Origin of the sequence: Blautia sp. MCC270 (assembly GCF_018785605.1) — a bacterium.
Lineage (GTDB): Bacteria > Bacillota > Clostridia > Lachnospirales > Lachnospiraceae > Blautia_A > Blautia_A fusiformis.
Map to the genome: position 1 here is coordinate 14169 of NZ_WQQD01000017.1, position 18847 is coordinate 33015.

Here is an 18847-nt window from a genome sequence, read left to right on the forward strand (position 1 = left end):
CATACTTTCCGGTGGCGGCTCATTCCATACAATGTGCTTTTTATTTTTCACGCGAATCTTTCTCATCGGATCTTCGAATCTCTCAGACTGTTTTCTTTAATTCAGGCATCTTAAGTATCTTCACGATCAGCGGGATCACCATAATGACCCAGACTATCGGTTCTGCTACGATCACGCCGGTATATCCGAGAAGTGGCACCAGAGTCACCGCGATCACTACTTTTCCGATCATCTCCAGCGCACTGGAAACCAGAGGGATCACCGTTTCTCCAAGGCCCTGCATAGCATTTCTGAGGACACTGATCACAGCCGTTACGAAATAAAAAATCGTATCAAATTTAAGATAATTAGCGGCATTGCGGATCACCGTTTCATTATGGCTTCCTGTGACCAGATAGATCAGCTGTTTTCCAATGGTAAAACTGAAGATCACAGTCATCACGGACCAGATACAGGTATACAGAACTGCAAGACCGATTCCATGGCGTACCCGGTCCATCCTCCCTGCACCTGCGTTCTGGCCGCAGAAGATCGCCATGGTCTGGCCGAACACGCCAAACATGATCATAAACATCTCTGTGATCTTACGAGCTGCTGTATGTGCCACAATGATATCTCTTCCCAGCCGATTGATGGAGGTCTGAAGTGCCAGTGTACCAAGATTTACAAGAGAGCTTACAAATCCCATAGAAAGTCCGGCACTCAGCATATTTTTCATCATATTTCTTTCGAGACCGAAAAAATCCTCTTTTTTCAGCCGTAGGATCTCATACCTGCGGATCATGTAAAACCAGCATATCAGAAATGCCAGCGTCTGTGAAAGTACCGTGGCAACGGCCGCTCCCTGAACTCCTGCTTTTACTACCAGAATAAAAAACAGATCTCCTGCGATATTTAAAGTTACAGACACCGCCAGGATCACAAGAGGCGTCACCGTATCCCCAAGTGCGCGCAGAGATGCCGCGCAGGTATCATAAAGAAACGTTGCCAGCATACCTGCGATAATAATAAAGATATACTGCCTGGCAGTTCCCGTCAAATGATCCGGAACATTCAGGAACCTCAGGATCGGATGCAGAAACAAAAGTCCCAAAACAGTCAGGATCAGAGAAATCACGCTGCCCATTACAAGAGACAGCGCAAAAGATTTTCGTACTTCTTCCCGGTTTCCGGCACCGAATTTCTGTGCGGTGACAATGGCAAATCCATTTGCAAGGCCCATCAGAAAACCGATGATCAGCCCGCTTAAAGGACTGGTGGCCCCTACTGCCGCCAGCGCATCTTCTTTTAAAAAGCTTCCCACGATCCGGGTATCTGCCAGGCTGTACGTCAGCTGCAAGAGATTTCCCAGAAATACAGGAAGCGCAAAGGACAGGATCAATGTGGAAGGCTTCCCTTTTGTCAAGTCTTTCATGTCATCCTCCCTCAGTCAACGATATCATTCTGAAAACGGGAAAGATGCTCATAAGGAAGGATCATCCTTCCGCGGAACAGTCCGCAGCCATCATTGATCAGGCTGTTGTTTACCGCACCAAACATATTAACGTCCAGCGCAGCAAGATCCAGTCCAAGAAGTCGCATACCCCGCTCATAAGCCTCATCAAAATAGATACATTCCCCCTGGGGAATCGCGTCCCTTCTCCTGCGTTCACTTTCCTGTTTTTTCTCATAGCTTAAATGGTTGGCGGAACCAATCTCCGCAACATCATCCATGTCTTTGGTCCGCAGCTGTACTTCCATATAGCTTCGGGAACTGTTATCATAAAACGTGATATGCAGGGACTGATAATCATCCTCACTGTTATTACAGATGTAATCCCTATAGTAAGGCTTTGCTTCCCTGCTGAGCAGTGGCGATGTACTTTCCTGCACTCCTCTGGCCGGCTCTGCGGTAAATCCTCTTTCTTCCAGAAATCCCGGAAGTACATTGGCGATCTCATAAAGATAACGAAGCTCTTCTTCTCTGACATTCTCACCATTTTTCAGATGACATCTGGGCATGGCGATAACGATCCTGTAGGCAATAAAATCGCGGAAACAGCTTAACCGTTCCTTGATCTGGGATACGGAAGGATATTCCCCATATTCTTTATAGTAGTCATAAATAAATTCTACTACATATCCGTTAAATTTTTCCTCCGCACGGATCAGGGATTTGATTCTTCCCTTGAAGGTAAACGCCAGAAACGGATATTCCCCTGCCATATATTTATAAAATTCCCGGATCTTCTGAGACTGGGCAGTGAGGAAATCATTATGCTCCAGAAGCTCCTGTATCTGGATCAAAAAATTACAGTGTACCAGATCGATCTCATTATGTTTTTCCTTCGCCTCTGTCCTAAGATCCCGAATGTATTTCTTCAGTATCCGGAGAAGAGTATCTCCGGAATACAGATAATCGTTTAATGTTATCATTTGTGTTTCTCTTTTCTATTTTGGTCTTTTCAGGATCACATATTTACAACAACTGCTGGATGATCTGTGTTCCTGTCTTTTATTTATTTCAGTTTTTCATGGAAAAACTCTGCGATCCGGTTCCACACCTCATCCTGGAAAAACTGGATATCTGCATGGTCTGCACCATCCAGTGTCAGCAAAGTGACATCACAGTCTTTTTTCTCCAGAAGTCCGTATAAAGTTTCCGACTGAACATAAGGAACGACCTGATCGCAGTTGCCATGGATGATCAGAAATGGCGGTGCATCCTTCGTAACCTTGGAAACCGGACTGCTCTGGTATGCCTTTTCTTTATTTAACATGGAATTAAATCCAAGCAGAAGGGATTCTGCGGAAGAAGCACATTTTTCTGCAGATTCACATGGAAATGCGGAAAGATCCGTAGGCGGATACCATGGGCAGGCAGCCTGTACCTTACTGGATTCTTCCAGATACTCTCCCACATCCAGAGCCGGATCATTGTCCAGCGCAGCCATACAGGTAAGATATCCTCCGGCAGACTCTCCCATAACTCCTATCTGCTCTTTGTTGATGCGGAACCGGTCTGCATGGGCTTTCAGATAACGGATAGCTGCCTTTACATCCTGCAGCGGCATGGGATACGGGCCCTGATTGGAAGTACGATACTCCACACTTGCCACTACAAAGCCACTGGATGCCAGTCTGCTCAGATAAAGATTATGTGCGGATTTATCCATCATCAGCCATGCGCCTCCACAGATCCAGAGGATGCAGGGATAGATTTTTCCATCTTTTGTTTCCGGGTAGATTATATCCAGTTTCAGATCCCGCCTGCAATGTCCGAACCAGGAATCCACCTGTGCGTAAGTAATATCATTTACTGTAATATACTGAGGCTTCTCTACCGAAAGCTTCAGTGTCTTTTTTTCTGCTTTTATCATAATCTATCTACCTCTTTTCTTCTGATCATTTTATCTTTGAAATATTTTTCTTTTATTTTATCACAATACTGCTTTTTCTGCTTTTATTTTTCGGAGAAAAAGCACTCTTTTTCTGCAAAACAGGGTTTTGATCTTTTTGTTCATAAATCCCTCCTCTTTGTAAGTAAAATTGTTTGTCAGCAATAACAAAAAGCTGTTATAATAGATTTTCTCTATTACAACAGCTTTGTTTTCCTACTTTTGGAATGGATTTATTATATTATAAGTTTTTTTCTCTGTCAACGCCCTCAGACAATTTCACAGCTTTTCTTTATCAGTAAACCTGTATCCTGCTTTCTCAGATCTGATACCAGCGGATCTCATTAGCTTCCAGATGAAGGTCAAAGCTCTTTCCATCCCCTGTGTAAACCGTAGTGTCCTGTGGCTCATAGGTGTTGTTTACCACACAATACTTTTTATTTTTCACATAAGCATGTACTTCCACATTATAATTGGAAGAAAACCAACGGTGAAGCTCACCTTCCGCTGCCGCTGACCAGAGTACGGCTCTGTAAAGAATACGGCTGTTGCAAAAGCTGTACGGAAGTCCGCTGATATAAACGCCCCGGCCTTTTCCGAAGGTTTTTACTGCCATCTGGACTTCCTGATCTTTCTGGATAAGGATCTTCGTATCCGGAAGTGCAAAGATATTCTTTTTCCCCTCACCGAAATCTACGGTTCCATCTGTATCCTTCAGGATAAAATGATCTTTATGCTCTTCCCAGTTGTATTTATCGGTATTAAGATTAAATCCTCTTTCTTCCTCTACACCAAGGATGTCATCCAGCTGGAAGAATTTTCCCTGCCACTGATGAGCTGCCGGTTCACCGACGCCAATAAATCCGCCGCCATTATAGACAAATTTCCGCACTGCTGTAAGGATTTCCGGATCTGCCCAGTTCTCACCACCGGACTGTGCAGTGTCCGCATCACCTACATTGATGATCACATCAAAATCATTCAGTAGATCTTTATCCTCACGGATATCGTCAAAGCTGATAAAGGAAACATCAAAAGGCGCACCACTTAATGCCTCGATAATTCCGAAATAGGAATAGTTCTGCTTGTAATAGATGGCATGATGTACCATATGGTTGCCCCAGGAGCGCATTTTTCCCCAGCAGTTTAAAACAGCCACACGTTTTACGCAGTACGGTGTGGTTCCCTGGATATTGTCGTAGAGCACACGGAATTCCTGGCAGACTTCCTTGATATACTGTACAAAATCCGGAAATTCCAGAGCCAGTTTCAGATAACCGCCGTATCCAATTCTCTGGATCGGACTTCGAAGGATAGCTCTTCTTGCAGTCACCCAGTTTACTTTTGCCTCTTTTACAGGATCCCCGCCCTCATGGAAGGTGTCCGGGAAAAAGTACGGCAGAAATCTTCCCTCTGTATATTTTACATGTTTAATATCACTGAACAAACGTAGGGTCGCTCCGTTTCCGACGCTTCCCACTACCGCATCCAGCCCGATGGAAGCAAACTCATCCATAAAGGGCTCCATACCGATCCAGTGATCGCCCATGAACATCATGGCCTCTTTTCCGTATTCATGGACAATGTCTACCATTTCCTTTGCAAGCTTCGCCACTTCCCGTCTCTGGAAGGCCTGGAAATCTTTAAACTCTTTTGATGGGATCCGATAAGTGTTGTTCATATATCCCTGATCAATGATAAACTCCGGACGGAACTTATATCCCACTTCCTGCTCAAACTGTTCCAGGATATAGGGGCTCACCGAAGCGGAATACCCGAACCAGTCTACATATTTTTCCCGTGCCATCTCATCAAAGATCAGTGTGAACTGGTGAAAAAAGGTAGTAAATCGTACTACATTCACATAATCATGGGAATCCAGAAATCTGCGGAGGCGATCCATGGAATGTGCACGTGTTGCGGGCTGACGCACATCAAAAGTGATCTGAGGCTCTACATCCTTCCAGTCATTGACAACTGCATTGTACATATGTACCGGATCCCACATGATATATGCAAGAAAACTTACCGTATACTCATGAAACTCTTTCGCCGGCCTGATCACAACATTTCCGTTTTTTTCATCGTATGACCATTCCTCTGTACTGACAGCTTCCCCTGTAGTCCGGTCAATGACTTCCCACCATCTTCTGATATCATCTCTTGTATTCACAGCCAGCATATCCGGATACAGATGATCCATCAGATGGATTTCCAGAGTATCCGACACTGCCGTGTGAAAGGATGTCATGATATACATCTGCTGGATTTCTTCCGGATGGGCCTTTGCCCAGGCATTATCCTTTCTGGTGGTATAATAAGTTGCATAAATCTTTGCGCCGGTTTTCTTCAACTCTGCCGGAAATTCCGTTCCGTCACAGTCACGGATGGCATCTGCACCCCACTCGTCCAGCATTTTCAGTGTCTCCGGAATCACATCCAGATCTGTCGGAATAGTCACTCTTCCTTTTGTTTCGCTCATCGCTTTACCTCCATTGTAAAAACCCCTGTTTTTTTTATTTCTGATATTTTTTCACGATCGTCTGCATAGTATCCCATTTCTGTTCCATATCAGCCACCAGCTTAAACTGTGTGCGGCAGCGGTCTAGATTGTGTTCTTCCCGGTCGATCTTAAAATAATGATCTCCTTCCAGATAATCGGTAAGAAAGCGAATGCCGCATTCATAAGTCATCACCTTAGCTCCCATGGGAAGCATCTCGATCTCTTTTGCACTGAGCTTATCTCCACAGCTTTCCAGAAAGCCTTTTACATAGATTTCATAGAGCTCCATATCACAGGAAACTTTGCTTAAATCTTTCTCATCCTCCAATGCAGTGCTGGCCCCGAAACGAATGGAATCTCCAAAATCATTCATGGCAAGTCCCGGCATAACCGTGTCCAGGTCCACTACACAGATTCCCCTTCCTGTTTCCAGGTCGATCATAACGTTATTCAGCTTCGTATCGTTGTGTGTTACCCGAAGGGGCACCTCACCTTTTGCCAGAAGCTCACCGAATACATTTGCCAGATACTCATGCTGAAACGCAAATGCGATCTCTTCTTTTACGGATGCGGCACGATGGCAGCTGTCCTTCTCTATGGCATTTTTCAAAGTCTGAAAACGTTTCTTTGTATCATGGAAATCCTTTATCGTTTCATGCAGAGTCTCTGCCGGGTAATCCGCCAGCATTTCCTGGAATTTTCCAAATGCAACTGCACTTTCATAAAAATCCTCCGGTTTTTCCGCCAGATCATAGCTTACTGCGTCGGTAATAAAAATATAAGCTCTCCAGCATTCTCCGTTTTCATCTGTCAGGAATGCCTTCCCGTCCTTTGTCGGAATCAGGTTCAGAACCTCCCGTTCCGGATCTCCCCCCTTCTGAAGAACTTTCTTTTTCAGATGCCTGGTGACTCCGGCAATGTTCTCCATCAGTTCTTCCGGTTTCTGAAAGATCTCCCGATTGATCTTCTGAAGGATCACCTTAATGGACCCCATCTCTCCGATCCGATATCTAAGCATATAGGTTTCGTTGATATGCCCGCTTCCGCAGGGGCCGCAGGAAACCAGTTCTCCGGTAAATGCAAACTGATCCGCTATTCTTTTTATCTTTTCTTTTGGTGTACCTGCCATTTTACCTTCTCTTTCCCAGACAGCAGTAAAAAGCATACCGTCCGAAACCAAATATGCTTTATACTTTTTGCTGTGATTTTTTTACTATGATTATTTTTTCCGCTTTAAGATCCTGGTGGCAAGCGGAGCCATATTTTCATCCGTTGATCCGTAGAGAACTTCGTAATCCCCCGGGACAGAAACCGTTTCTGTCTTTTCTCCGAAATTCTGGATAAACAGATATTCCGTATCCTCATTTTCTCTGGTTGTCACAGAAATACCTTCCGGTATAAATGTAAGCGGCATCTTCACGCCTGCTTCCTCTGCTGCCCTTCCCAGAAAATCCTCATAAAAGGCTGCTTCCATATCTGCCGCCACATAATAAACATGGCCCTTTCCGTATTTCTTGTGAGTCAGTACCGGATACCCCTGATAGAAATCCCTTCCATAACGCAGCAGTACTTCCGCATCGGAAACCTTTGCAAGCTCACAGAGATTTTTGCAGGTATAGCTTTCTGTAATTCTGAGATGATTTCCTGTTTCCGGGATACCTACGTTTTCTTCCCAGTCATAAAGTGCATCGATTTCTTCCGTACGGATACCAGCTGCTTCCATCAGTCCGTGAGGGGTTCCCTCCAGATAGCATTTATCTGTTTCATCTACAAGTCCGGACCAGTAGGAAATTACCAGAGTACCACCGTTTTTTGCAAAAGCGCGAAGCTTTTCGGCATATCCATGATAAAACATGTAGGCCATCGGTGCCGTTACCAAACGGTACCGGGACAGATCATGTTCCATATTGATGATATCTGTATTATAGCCTTTTCTTCGGAGAGCACGATACTGTTTCAGTACATTTTCCTGATAATGCATATCCTCGTTTCGAGGTCCCTGCGCATCCTTCAGCGCCCAGTCATTTTCCCGGTCATAGAGAACAGCCACCGGAGACTTCGTCACGCTTCCAGCAGTTTCCCGGATCTGCTCCAACGCTTCTCCTACCTCTGTCACTTCGCGGAAAATACGAGTATCATCCCCACCGTAGTGATCGATCACCGCACCATGGAATTTCTCAGAGGCTCCCTGGCTCTGACGAAGCTGGAAATACAGAACACTGTCTGAACCATGAGCAACTGCCTGCAGAGAGGCAGCCAGATGTATTCCTGGTTTTTTCAGCTTGTTGATAGGTTTCCAGTTGGTCGCAGAGGGACAGGATTCCATCAGAAGAAACGGTGCTTTCTTGATGCTTCGCATAAGATCATGCTGCATGGCTCCGTCCAACGCTGTGGTATAATTGTCTTTTTTATGCCAGCTTGGATAATTATCCCAGGATGCAATATCCATAACATCCTTAAATTTTTTATAGTCCAGTCCGTTGTAGTCATACATCAGATTGGCAGTTGCCGGAAGCTCGGAACCACCTGCACGGATCGCAGAAATCTCATGCTTCATAAAATCCACAGTCCTGTCTGTAACAAAACGTTTCCAGTCCAAGGTAAGTGCATGAAGAGCATTTTCCCCCTTTGGCGAAGGACTTTCGATCTGATCAAAGCTGTTATAGGTATGGCTCCAAAATGTTGTGCACCAGCTGGAATTTAAATTTTCGATGGTCCCGTATTTTTCTTTCAGCCATTCCCGGAATTTTTCCCGGCACAGAGGACAGTGGCATTCTCCGCCATATTCATTGGAAATATGCCACAAAAGCACTGCGGGATGTTTTCCGAAACGTTCAGAAAGCTTCTTATTAATATTGTAGACTTTTTCCCTGTATACTGGAGAAGTATAACAGTGATTATGTCTTCCACCGAAAAATCTTCTCGTGCGATCCGGATCCATGCGAAGAACTTCTTCATATTTATCTGCCATCCATTTCGGTCTTGCTCCGGATGGTGTGGAAAGTATCGTATAAATTCCTTCTTTATACAGATTATCGATCACTTCTTCCAGCCAGTCAAAGTTATATCTTCCCTCTTCTGGCTCCAGCACTGCCCAGGAAAACATTCCCATGGAAACGGTATTGATATGGGCTTTTTTGAAATATTCGATATCTTTTTTCAGAATATCCGGTCTGTCCAGCCACTGCTCAGGGTTGTAATCGCCACCGTGCAGATAATGGCTGTATCTAATCTGCTCTGCCATTTTTTATCTCCTTATGATTTGATTCACATCAAGCGGACAAAAGCATCCTCTTCTCTGAGAAAATTTATACCAGACAACTGATCCACAGTTGATCTGGTATAAAAAGAATGCTGCGTGATCCAGTTAAAGCATATTATACAATATACCTACAGATTTCGGCAGCATCCTTTTTGTTTTAAAATTATTTTACAGCTCCGGTAATACCCTCTGCGAACTGTTTCTGTAATACGAAGAATACGATCATGGTCGGAATGGAACAGAATAATACGCCGCACATCAGCATGCCGTAATCCGTTACATATCCTGTGATCAGATTGGCGATCAACATCGGCATGGTCATCGCCTTATTATCTGTCATGATTACCTTCGGCCACAGATAGGAATTCCATGCATTCATAAATGTGATAACTGCTGCCGCCGCATAAGTAGATTTCATAGTCGGGATAAACATCTGGAAAAAGATCCTTACCTCGCTTAATCCGTCAATCCGTGCTGCCTCAATGATATCGATAGGAAATGCTCTGGCATTCTGACGGAACATCATGATCATAAATGGTGTGGAAATGATCGGAAGGATAAAACCTACCGCTGTATTTAAGAGTCCGGCTTTTGAAAACATCTTAAATAAAGGAACCATCGTTGCAACCTGCGGAACCATCATTGCAAGAAGCAGGGTGGAAAACAGTCTGTCTTTCCATCTGTCATGATATACCTCAAAGCCATAACCTGCGATAGAACAGATCAGAAGGCAGATCACTGTAGTAAGAACTGCATAAAACAGAGAGTTTCCAAGAGCTCTCCACAGCGGCTGCTGTGCAGTCAGGTTTTTAAAGTTCTGCATAAAATATGTACCCGGAAGGATACGGCCTCTGGATACATCTGTGGATGTATTGGTTGCCGCAGAGATCATCCAATACAGTGGAAATACAGAGATAAATGATACGATGATCAGAAAAATATATGTAGGGATCAATCTTCTCTGAATTGCGGATTTATTCTTTTTCTCAGTCACGTGTATCACCTACTTTCAAATTGATAAAGGCCAGGATCGCTACCATGATAAATATGATAAATGACATTGCTGCAGCATATCCGAAGTTTGGCACATTAATAAAACATGTATTGTAAACATAGTGAGACATTGTGATGGTTGAGTTAGCCGGGCCACCTTTTGTCAGGTTGACAGACTCATCGAACAACTGCAGTGTACCATTAATAGACATGATGAATGTCATGATGATCGTCGGTTTCAGAAGCGGTACTGTAATCTTCCAGAAAGTCTTCCAGCCATTGGCTCCATCGATCTTTGCTGCCTCATATACGGAATATTCGATATTCTGAAGTCCCGCAAGATAAAATACCATGTTATATCCAGTCCATCTCCAGATCAGCGCGATGATAATAACAATCTTTGCACTTGTGGAGTTTCCAAGGAAGTTATAACCGGTTGTTAAAATTCCAAGTTTGATCAGGATACTGTTGATCAGGCCATCTGTTGCAAACATGGAACGGAAGATCAGGGAATAAGATACAAGAGATGTCGCACATGGAAGGAATACGCATGTACGGAAAAATCCTTTGAATTTCAGATCTTTGTTATTCAGAAGCTGTGCGAGCAGGATCGCAAGGACCAGCATGATCGGCACCTGGATAATAAGATACAGAAATGTATTGACAATGGACTGCTGGAATACCTTATCCACCATAATACGTTTATAGTTACTGAAGATCGGATCCGCAAACCTCATGTTTGCTCCGGCACCTGTCTGTAAAGAAATGATAAATGCGCGGATCATCGGATAAAAACTCATGACAGCGATCATAATGGTTGCCGGTGCCAGAAAGATCCAGCCGGCCGCTCTTTGTTTCGCTACCAGAGACATGCCACTTTTTTTGGAATTCACAGGAACTCCTCCTTTCAAACATCTAAACCTTTACATAAGACAAGGGACTGCATGCAGTCCCCTGCTCTGTATTTCATTAATATTTCAGTTTTACTCTGTCATCTTGAATGCCAGTGTATCCTGTGCTTCCTGAAGTGCAGATTCTTTATCTGCGCCGTTTACAATATTAACAACAGCTGTGTTGATGCACTCTCTTGCCTCATAGTGGTACGGAGTTTTTGTAAATTCCGGAATGTGTGAAGAGTACTCTACAATTGTTGAGAAGATCGGCTGGTTATTGAAGAACTCGCTTGGCTCATTGTAAACCTCAGACTCACCAGCCGGCAGGTAGCAGGAAATTGCACCTGTTTCCGGAAGGATTGCATCATAGAAGTCTGTGCTGGAACCAAATGTACTTGCAAGGAAGTCCTCAGCAAGCTCTACATTCTTGCAGTTAGATGTAATGTACCAGGAAGATCCGCCATTGTTTGCATAGTTTGTAGCTGTATCAACGCCGTCAACTTTCGGCATTGTTGTGATCTGCCACAGACCCTTCTGATCCTCTGTTCCCATCAGTGTAGCTGTGATCCAGTTACCGTTAACGATACCGGCAGCCTCTCCGCCTGTGATTGTGGAGATGTACTCATCCCAGTTATTTACTAATTTAACAACATTGTTCTTTACAAGATCCACATAAAGATCTACGCATTTCTCTGCTACATCGTTGCCAACGATATAAGCCTCTCCGTCATCATTTACGAAGTTTGCTCCACAGGACTGGATCATCATCATCAGAGTATCGCCACCTGTTGCTTCACTTGTAAGGAGATATTTACCTGTTTTTTCGTGAACGTCTTTTCCGATCTCCATGAATTTGCTCCATGTGATATCTGTAAGATCATCAATGGTATATCCTGCTTCTTCCAGGATATCTGTACGATAGCAGGCAATTGTTGCACCGTTATCAAACGGAACTCCGTAATGTGTGTCATCTACCATGGAGTAGGACTGTTTCAGTTTTCCGAAATCATCCCAGTTGATATCCATATCCTTCAGATCTGTGAAAGCATCCGGATAACTCTTCAGATACTTCTGATAGCTGTTGTCCTGCATCAGAACGATGTCCGGAAGTGTGCTGTAATCTCCGGCGTTTGCTGCTGTTGTAAGTTTGGTCTGGCAGTCATCAGAAGATGTCTCAACTACATCAACCTTGAATCCTTCGTGATCCTTTGCATACTGCTCACCTGCAATATTCATAGCCTTGATGTTGAAGTTCTGATCCCATGCCCATACAGTCAGGGTGTTATCGTCATCACCTTTTGCATATACTGCTGTAGTAGTTGCAGCAAAAGACATTGCCATGATACCTGTCATTAATACTGCGAGTAATTTTTTCTTCATTTACTTTTCCTCCTTTATTAAGCATTTCCCGTTTGCTTATGAATGGATTATAGCATACGTATTTCCTCTATAGTTTGCAGAATTGTTCATATAATGTGCAATTTCAACCATTTTATTGATTGTGCACTATTGTCACGCTATATTTTTACAAAAAATATGCACTTTGAGGATTTTTTCTTTTTACATTCGTCAGGATGCCCCAAAAAAACCTTCTTTTTTGACATTGTGCGAACATTTTTTGTCAAAAAAGAAGGTTTTTGTTTCTATTTCATAAAATTTTATGTTGTTTTTCATACATATTTCACAAACATTTCTGCATATTATGCAAAATAAACCCTTTCAGGAAACTGCGTTTTCATCGTATGCAGCATTTCCTCTGTCAGATCCAGAAGAAGTTTTATTTTACGTCCATCTTCCTGAATGATCATGGTATAGTAAGGCACATCATCTTCATAAGAGGTATAATCGTATTTTTTCAGTTTCTCCGTTCCGGTATTCTTTTTATATTTTGCCACTTTTTCATGATAGTGAGGTGCTGTCACTTCCATCTCCTCAAGCTTCAGCACGTGAGCTGTTTTACGATATTTTTTACCATAGATCACATCTATGGTCAGTTGTCCGTTTTCCATGGTATATTCATAGTCTCTCTGGCTGAATATGTCATAAGCAAAGTAAAGCAGCGCCAGAAGAAATCCCGGAAGCATGAATGCCTGAGAGATCGTGATACCCATCAGTACAAAAATTGCCGCAAAGATCACCATTACTTTTCTGAGAGCTCCTGACATATGTTTCTTTTTTCTGGAGACCTGCTCCACAATCCTGTAATCGTACATTTCTTACCTCTTTCTATCTGCCTGATCCGCATACAGTCTGATATTTCTATTCTGTCGTGACAGATCCACAGATCTGGTTTTGTTGTTTTACCAGCCTTCCTCTGAATGGATGTCAAACTTAAGAAGCTGCTGTTCATAGTTCTCCGGACGTTTTCTCCACTCCAGCGGTGTCATTCCCGTAACCTGACGAAAATTCCGATTAAATGTGGAATTGGTGGTAAAGCCACACTTATGTGCTATATCTGCAATTGGCTGATCTGTTTTTTTCAGATAATCACAGGCCGCCTGGATACGGATCGTATTGATGTATTCCAGCGGGCTCATCTTCATGTAAGTCGTAAATATCCGGCGCAAATGAGTTTCACTGATATGACAGTATTCTGCCAGTTCGTCAATACGAAGATCCTCCATGTAATGATCAGAAATATAATCCTGGAACCTGGATATCATATCCATGACTTTTCCTCTGCCTTCGCTGTAACGTTCTTCGCCTGAATCCCGGTTTATCCTTGCGATTTCCACAAGAAGCGATGCCAAAACTCCCTTAGCTTCTTCCAGATAAAATTCCTCTCCATCCCGCATGATATCCAGGATCTTAAGGATCTTACCTGCCATGGATCGGTTTTCTTTTTCATTCAGAAAAAGTGATCTGGAGTTGATCCGCTGAACGATTTTTTCTTTTTTTACCGAATTATTAATAAATTTATCCAGGAATCCTTCTACATCAATAAAAAGATACTCCCAGCGGCTGATAGTTCCAATATCACTGTTTGTGGTATGTGGATAATTGGATGGGATCACCGTAAAATCCCGGTCATGAAACTGTACCTTATCCTCTCCAAGTATCATAAATCCCTGTCCTTCATAGCAGAATCCGATTTCCAGATAATTATGAAAATGGAGATAATCGATATCGTTCCCATAATTCTGAACCCACTTCTGTCCAAGCAATGCAAGGATGGGGCTCCCCTCCGGCATCTTATAATATCGAAGCTCCATTTTGGGTTTTCGTTTTTTTGCCACAAATATTCCTCCGTATGTTTTCTGTTCCAATATTTACTGATCTTTCTGTTATATTACAGCCATACATAAAAAAAAGCAACCTGCAGGATAACAATACTTGATAACTCTTGTTTCTGCAGATTGCAATTTTTATATCAGCTATTTACTTTTTATCTGTTTATTCCTCATCCAGGTAATATCTTCCATATGCATCTGCCGCTTTGATTGCTGCAAATACAGTTTCCGGTGTAACTTCAAATGGCATGTTGTGAAGTGTATCATTCTCCGCACATGCAGTTGTGGCAACTTCCATAAGCTGCTCATCCGTTACCTTCCCAGCTCCAAGCTCTGCCAGAGTAACAGGAAGTCCTACTTCAATGCACCATAAGATGATCTCTTCCAGATCTTCCTGGGGAATATTCTCCAGTACCAGCTGTGTGATGGTTCCGAATGCAACTTTTTCTCCATGATACATATGATGGCATTCTTCCAGTACAGTAAATCCGTTATGGATCGCATGTGCACCTGCAAGTCCTGCACTTTCAAAACCAATTCCAGAAAGAAGTGTATTAGCCTCAATCACTTTCTCAACTGCCGGTGTGCATACGCCTGCTTCCAGAGCTATCTTAGCTTTTACGCCCTCATCCATCAAGGTATTAAAGCAAAGTTCAGCCAGTGCCATGGCAGCCTCTGTTGTCTTACCTCCTGCACAGGAAGTTGCTCCGCTTCTCTTGCATGCCCTTGCCTCAAAATATGTTGCCAGTGCATCTCCCATACCAGCCACAGTAAGACGAACCGGCGATTTGGTGATGATATCTGTATCCATCAGAACAAGATTCGGATTCGCCGGAAGAAACAGATATTTTTCAAAAACTCCTTCTTCTGTATAAATAACAGACAAAGCACTGCAAGGGGCATCTGTAGATGCGATCGTCGGACAGATAAATACCGGTGTTCCCGCATAGTATGCAACTGCCTTCGCTGTATCAAAGATCTTTCCTCCACCAATACCAATGGTAAGATCACACTGCTCATCTTTTACGATCTTTATCAGACGATCAATCTCACTGTTACAGCATTCTCCGTTAAAATAATCAAAAACCACCTCACAGGTACTCTCAGCAAAGCTCTCTTCGATCGTTTTACCGATTCTTTTATATCCGCCTTTACTGATCAGAACCAACGCTTTTTTTCCGCTCTTTGCAGCATAAGTTCCAAGATTCTTCATTTCTCCCGCACCCTGTAAATATTTGGATGGACTGATTAAAATTTTCGCCATTTTATACTTCCTTTCTTTGTTTTCAGAAGTCAGCCTCCGCATCCGGCTTTTGTATTTATATTATAATTGCTGTATTTTTTTATTGCAAGGAGTATTTGAGGATTTATGCAGCATCACCTGATCTGAAAAGCTGTTAAGCAATTTTCTTTTTCTCCCAGTCAATCTACTATCCTGCATATGTCAGAAAACATTGCAGTGCCCACCCAAATTTGCATCGTTTTGGAATTTACAGCTTACGACTTCTGTATAAGGAACATGGTATGTTTCAGGGGACTTAATTGATTTGATCAAAGTGCAGTGTTTTATGATATTTGGCATACTGATCAAGCAGATCGCTCCATAATTCTTGGCAACTACATTTTGAAAAATACAATGGATATTTCCGCTTTCGGATCATAATCTATGCTCGTTGCATAACTTTCCAGTATCTGACGATAAAACACTTTCTCGGATGCACGAATATCACGAATATCACGGATTCTCTCCAATAATTCCTTGAAATATCCACCACCACCCAGATTTTTCAAACGATCGTCATCTAAGACAAAACCTTTTCTCATGTATTCTTTTAGAATCCCGGTTACCCAGATTCTGAACTGTATTCCTCGTTTTGATTTTACACGATAGCCAACAGAAATAATAACATCAAGAGTTATTTCTGAATTACAGCACTTATAATATTCATAAATGTTCCCACTGATGCCTTACGATCTTTTAAAGCCATTTCTAATGTGACATTCCCATACACATCCATAACCTGCTCCACTGTCCAAACATCACCTATTGATTCCATTTCATCAATAAAAATTTCTGCTTCACTTTTTGTCATAATACACTTTCTCCCTTCTATCAATCATCGTTTTCATTCTGAGCTGTTGTGGTTAACTCCTTCATTCTTTGTGAGTATGTAGCACCATCAATTTCTTCATCAGCATACTCTCTCATCAACTCATCAATCTGTTCTTTAAGTTCATCTCTGGTCATTTTTTCACCTTCCTCTGTTAGAACGGCATATTACAATGTCTGCAATAATATGCCTTGCTATCTCTCATCTCATGACAATGAGGGCATTCAACCAAGTCCTCTTCTCCATCAGAGGTTCTCGTTCTATGAGTACAGCGAGAACAATAAATTGTACCTCCCTCGTCCCATAGAGTATTCTCATCTTCATTTCCACAATTTGCACATCTCATAACAATTACCTCCTACTTTTTGAATGGGCGAGAGAAAATCTTACCGCCTTCTGAAACAAGTTCCTCCGCATGGTCAGAAACAAACTCTGCCACACTATGCCATTCTTTCTTGAAATGAAAAACCAACTTTCCGTCAATCAGCTTCGTCGGACAAGTATATGTTCTGCCTCCGGAAATAATTTGACACCAATTCAAAATTTTGTTAATTCCTAAAACAAGCATTTCTTTTCCTCCATTCCTTACAGTTCGTATAAATCATCTAGAGAATCAAAGCCTCCAAAGAAAGCTATAGCCCTTGCAATAAATTCAGCCCCTTCTCTTCCATATGTAGCAATGTTTATTTCTCCAATATCACTTCCCTCTAAGAAAAATGGTGCTGTAAATTTTGAAAAGAAAACAGGTGTGTATTTTTCTCCAATTTCCTTAGCTGTATCACACTCTGAAAGAAAACAGAACAACTGTTCAACCACAGTCTGTACTGCTTCACTGTTAAAGTCAAGTGACTTCATTCTTGATAATATTTGATAGTAGGCATTTATCGTATATGTGTATTGCATTTCCTTATAATCCCTCATCAAATTTGCAAGAGACTCTAATCTGTCAATATCAATTTCAGAAAGTTCCTGTTCATTAGCATTCTGTGTTAATTCCATTGCATCTAAATAGGAAGCCGCTTTTGGTTCAATATAAAAGTTCCAATTTTCCCTTGAATACTCCATGAACTCGGAATACCTAATGCTACCCACTTCTTTAGTGGTTGGAACTCGACCTGTAAGCTTGATGGTTTTCGCAAATTCTATGAAATTTGTAATGTCATCTCGTTTTCTTTCAAGCTCAACAACTTTCTCTGAGATTGATTTATAAAAATCTGCTTCTGGATTATCCATGAGCTCGCGAATTTCTGCTAACGAGTACCCTACACCTTGAAGAAGTTTTATACTCCATATACGGTCAATATCTTCATCCGAATAATCTCGATATTTTCCACCTTTATTTGGTGGCATTAAACCAAGTCTTTCATAGTTACGTAATGCCTTACGCGAAATTCCAAGATGGTCTTCTACCCATTTAACTTTGTATCCCACTACACCACCTCCTGACACAATCCATTATAAAACATTGCCCTGATGGCAAAGCAATACTTTTTTGTGAATTATTTGTAAAAAAAATCCCTCCGAGACAAAACTGCCTAAGAGGGTGAAAATACTTATTATTTGCTCGAAACCCCGAGTAATCGGGATAGGAAGTTACAATCAATTATAGAGCTCAACAATAATACAACAAAAGATAAAACCGTTAAGATATTACTAATCATAGACATCCCTCCTCGAATACTTGCTAATGTTATGTGTCCTCATTTATACAAGTTAGCATACACCATCACTGGTTCCGGAGCAGGACTTAATTATTATATCATTTTTTATTCCAATTTTCAATTAGCAACATATACGAAAAGACAGTGTACATATTATTCCACTTTTCTTTCTTGCATAGAATCCGACTAAGTGTGTCTATTCCATCGATACCATACTTGTCATAAATTAAGCCAATCGTCCATTGATTTAATTTATTCTTATTCACATGAAGTACCTTAGCATTAAATATCGACTTATTCTTCGCCAATACTAATAATCTGTCCTCAACTAATCTATCAAGATTAATCGTCCTATAAGTACGTAAAATTCTGATTCCCGGATTATCAAGATTAAGGTTTTTTGGCTCCTGCAGATTTGTACTAATAAATGTAACATCATCAAATTGAGTTCCTGCAAAATCCACGCCTTTGAGATTACAATTAAAAAATACTACATTCTTTAATCGTGCATTTTTAAATGATGTTTCACGCATGTTGCAATTGAAATAATCCACTCCAATGATATTTGCATCTCGATAATTACAATCAGTCATAATAGAGGCCTGATACTTTACATTATAAAAACGTGCACTTACAAAGCAAAGCTTATGCATATTCGCTTTATAATTGTATTTATTCGATATACCACTCATCTTTTTATTGCAGTGAGTCAAAGTGAAAAATACAGGTTTCCCCATTTTTGCTCTTATAGAGTTTCTGTTAAACATACGCTTTCTTCTTTTTGCTACTCTTTTTTTCTTTGCTCTCCCCAACGGTA

Annotated in this window: 17 protein-coding genes and 1 pseudogene; all 18 read right to left on the reverse strand. The window is 41.9% G+C overall.

Going from position 1 to position 18847, the window contains the following annotated elements; all coding sequences use genetic code 11:
- Positions 1-82 precede the first annotated feature (82 nt).
- Positions 83-1414 (reverse strand): MATE family efflux transporter, encoded by a 1332-nt coding sequence (locus GPK58_RS06405; protein ID WP_215638373.1) that lies wholly within the window; start codon positions 1412-1414, stop codon positions 83-85.
- Between the two features lie 11 nt (positions 1415-1425).
- Positions 1426-2415 (reverse strand): guanosine polyphosphate pyrophosphohydrolase, encoded by a 990-nt coding sequence (locus GPK58_RS06410; protein ID WP_215638374.1) that lies wholly within the window; start codon positions 2413-2415, stop codon positions 1426-1428.
- An 83-nt stretch (positions 2416-2498) separates the two neighbouring features.
- Entirely contained in the window at positions 2499-3359 is an 861-nt protein-coding gene (locus GPK58_RS06415) for an alpha/beta hydrolase (protein WP_015524395.1), read from the reverse strand.
- A gap of 337 nt (positions 3360-3696) precedes the next feature.
- The gene (gene gnpA, locus GPK58_RS06420; protein ID WP_215638375.1) at positions 3697-5859 is read right to left on the reverse strand and encodes a 1,3-beta-galactosyl-N-acetylhexosamine phosphorylase; all 2163 of its coding nucleotides are present in this window, start codon (positions 5857-5859) and stop codon (positions 3697-3699) included.
- Between the two features lie 34 nt (positions 5860-5893).
- Positions 5894-7009 (reverse strand): phosphotransferase enzyme family protein, encoded by a 1116-nt coding sequence (locus GPK58_RS06425; RefSeq protein ID WP_059085457.1) that lies wholly within the window; start codon positions 7007-7009, stop codon positions 5894-5896.
- Positions 7010-7099: 90 nt separating this feature from the next.
- Positions 7100-9124, reverse strand: coding sequence for a beta-galactosidase (locus GPK58_RS06430; RefSeq protein WP_215638376.1), 2025 nt, complete (start codon positions 9122-9124; stop codon positions 7100-7102).
- A gap of 181 nt (positions 9125-9305) precedes the next feature.
- On the reverse strand, positions 9306-10136 hold the full coding sequence (locus GPK58_RS06435) for a carbohydrate ABC transporter permease (protein ID WP_021651760.1): 831 nt from the start codon (positions 10134-10136) through the stop codon (positions 9306-9308).
- Complete coding sequence (locus GPK58_RS06440) at positions 10129-11028, reverse strand: carbohydrate ABC transporter permease (RefSeq protein WP_129974422.1); 900 nt, start codon at positions 11026-11028, stop codon at positions 10129-10131. The genes GPK58_RS06435 and GPK58_RS06440 overlap by 8 nt, the downstream gene beginning before the upstream one ends.
- Before the next feature lie 90 nt (positions 11029-11118).
- A complete protein-coding gene (locus tag GPK58_RS06445; RefSeq protein WP_015524390.1) occupies positions 11119-12408 on the reverse strand; it encodes an ABC transporter substrate-binding protein in 1290 nt (429 codons plus the stop codon).
- A gap of 320 nt (positions 12409-12728) precedes the next feature.
- On the reverse strand, positions 12729-13241 hold the full coding sequence (locus GPK58_RS06450) for a hypothetical protein (protein ID WP_021651763.1): 513 nt from the start codon (positions 13239-13241) through the stop codon (positions 12729-12731).
- Positions 13242-13328: 87 nt separating this feature from the next.
- The gene (locus tag GPK58_RS06455) at positions 13329-14264 is read right to left on the reverse strand and encodes a helix-turn-helix domain-containing protein (protein WP_243113429.1); all 936 of its coding nucleotides are present in this window, start codon (positions 14262-14264) and stop codon (positions 13329-13331) included.
- 157 nt (positions 14265-14421) lie between these two features.
- Positions 14422-15522 (reverse strand): glycerol dehydrogenase, encoded by a 1101-nt coding sequence (locus tag GPK58_RS06460; protein ID WP_215638377.1) that lies wholly within the window; start codon positions 15520-15522, stop codon positions 14422-14424.
- A gap of 359 nt (positions 15523-15881) precedes the next feature.
- Positions 15882-16172: pseudogene (rhuM, locus tag GPK58_RS06465) on the reverse strand (RhuM family protein); the annotation flags it as partial.
- Positions 16173-16174: 2 nt separating this feature from the next.
- Positions 16175-16351 carry a hypothetical protein gene (locus tag GPK58_RS06470; RefSeq protein WP_173740227.1) on the reverse strand — a complete coding sequence of 59 codons (177 nt, stop codon included), beginning with the start codon at positions 16349-16351 and terminating at the stop codon, positions 16175-16177.
- A 20-nt stretch (positions 16352-16371) separates the two neighbouring features.
- Positions 16372-16506 carry a hypothetical protein gene (locus GPK58_RS13170; protein WP_256163681.1) on the reverse strand — a complete coding sequence of 45 codons (135 nt, stop codon included), beginning with the start codon at positions 16504-16506 and terminating at the stop codon, positions 16372-16374.
- A 221-nt stretch (positions 16507-16727) separates the two neighbouring features.
- Positions 16728-16937, reverse strand: a complete 210-nt coding sequence (locus GPK58_RS06475) for a hypothetical protein (RefSeq protein ID WP_118752513.1) — start codon at positions 16935-16937, stop codon at positions 16728-16730.
- Positions 16938-16954: 17 nt separating this feature from the next.
- Positions 16955-17800, reverse strand: a complete 846-nt coding sequence (locus tag GPK58_RS06480) for a MerR family transcriptional regulator (protein ID WP_215638378.1) — start codon at positions 17798-17800, stop codon at positions 16955-16957.
- 328 nt (positions 17801-18128) lie between these two features.
- Positions 18129-18842 carry a pentapeptide repeat-containing protein gene (locus GPK58_RS06485; RefSeq protein ID WP_252195779.1) on the reverse strand — a complete coding sequence of 238 codons (714 nt, stop codon included), beginning with the start codon at positions 18840-18842 and terminating at the stop codon, positions 18129-18131.
- Positions 18843-18847: the final 5 nt, after the last annotated feature.

Coding starts and splice junctions, on each gene's coding strand:
- GPK58_RS06425 (WP_059085457.1), bottom strand. CDS start 7,009: ATGGCAGGTACACCAAAAGAAAAGATAAAAAGAATAGCGGATCAGTTT.
- GPK58_RS06430 (WP_215638376.1), bottom strand. CDS start 9,124: ATGGCAGAGCAGATTAGATACAGCCATTATCTGCACGGTGGCGATTAC.
- GPK58_RS06450 (WP_021651763.1), bottom strand. CDS start 13,241: ATGTACGATTACAGGATTGTGGAGCAGGTCTCCAGAAAAAAGAAACAT.
- GPK58_RS13170 (WP_256163681.1), bottom strand. CDS start 16,506: ATGACCAGAGATGAACTTAAAGAACAGATTGATGAGTTGATGAGAGAG.
- GPK58_RS06445 (WP_015524390.1), bottom strand. CDS start 12,408: ATGAAGAAAAAATTACTCGCAGTATTAATGACAGGTATCATGGCAATG.
- gnpA (WP_215638375.1), bottom strand. CDS start 5,859: ATGAGCGAAACAAAAGGAAGAGTGACTATTCCGACAGATCTGGATGTG.
- GPK58_RS06475 (WP_118752513.1), bottom strand. CDS start 16,937: ATGCTTGTTTTAGGAATTAACAAAATTTTGAATTGGTGTCAAATTATT.
- GPK58_RS06410 (WP_215638374.1), bottom strand. CDS start 2,415: ATGATAACATTAAACGATTATCTGTATTCCGGAGATACTCTTCTCCGG.
- GPK58_RS06405 (WP_215638373.1), bottom strand. CDS start 1,414: ATGAAAGACTTGACAAAAGGGAAGCCTTCCACATTGATCCTGTCCTTT.
- GPK58_RS06415 (WP_015524395.1), bottom strand. CDS start 3,359: ATGATAAAAGCAGAAAAAAAGACACTGAAGCTTTCGGTAGAGAAGCCT.
- GPK58_RS06460 (WP_215638377.1), bottom strand. CDS start 15,522: ATGGCGAAAATTTTAATCAGTCCATCCAAATATTTACAGGGTGCGGGA.
- GPK58_RS06470 (WP_173740227.1), bottom strand. CDS start 16,351: ATGACAAAAAGTGAAGCAGAAATTTTTATTGATGAAATGGAATCAATA.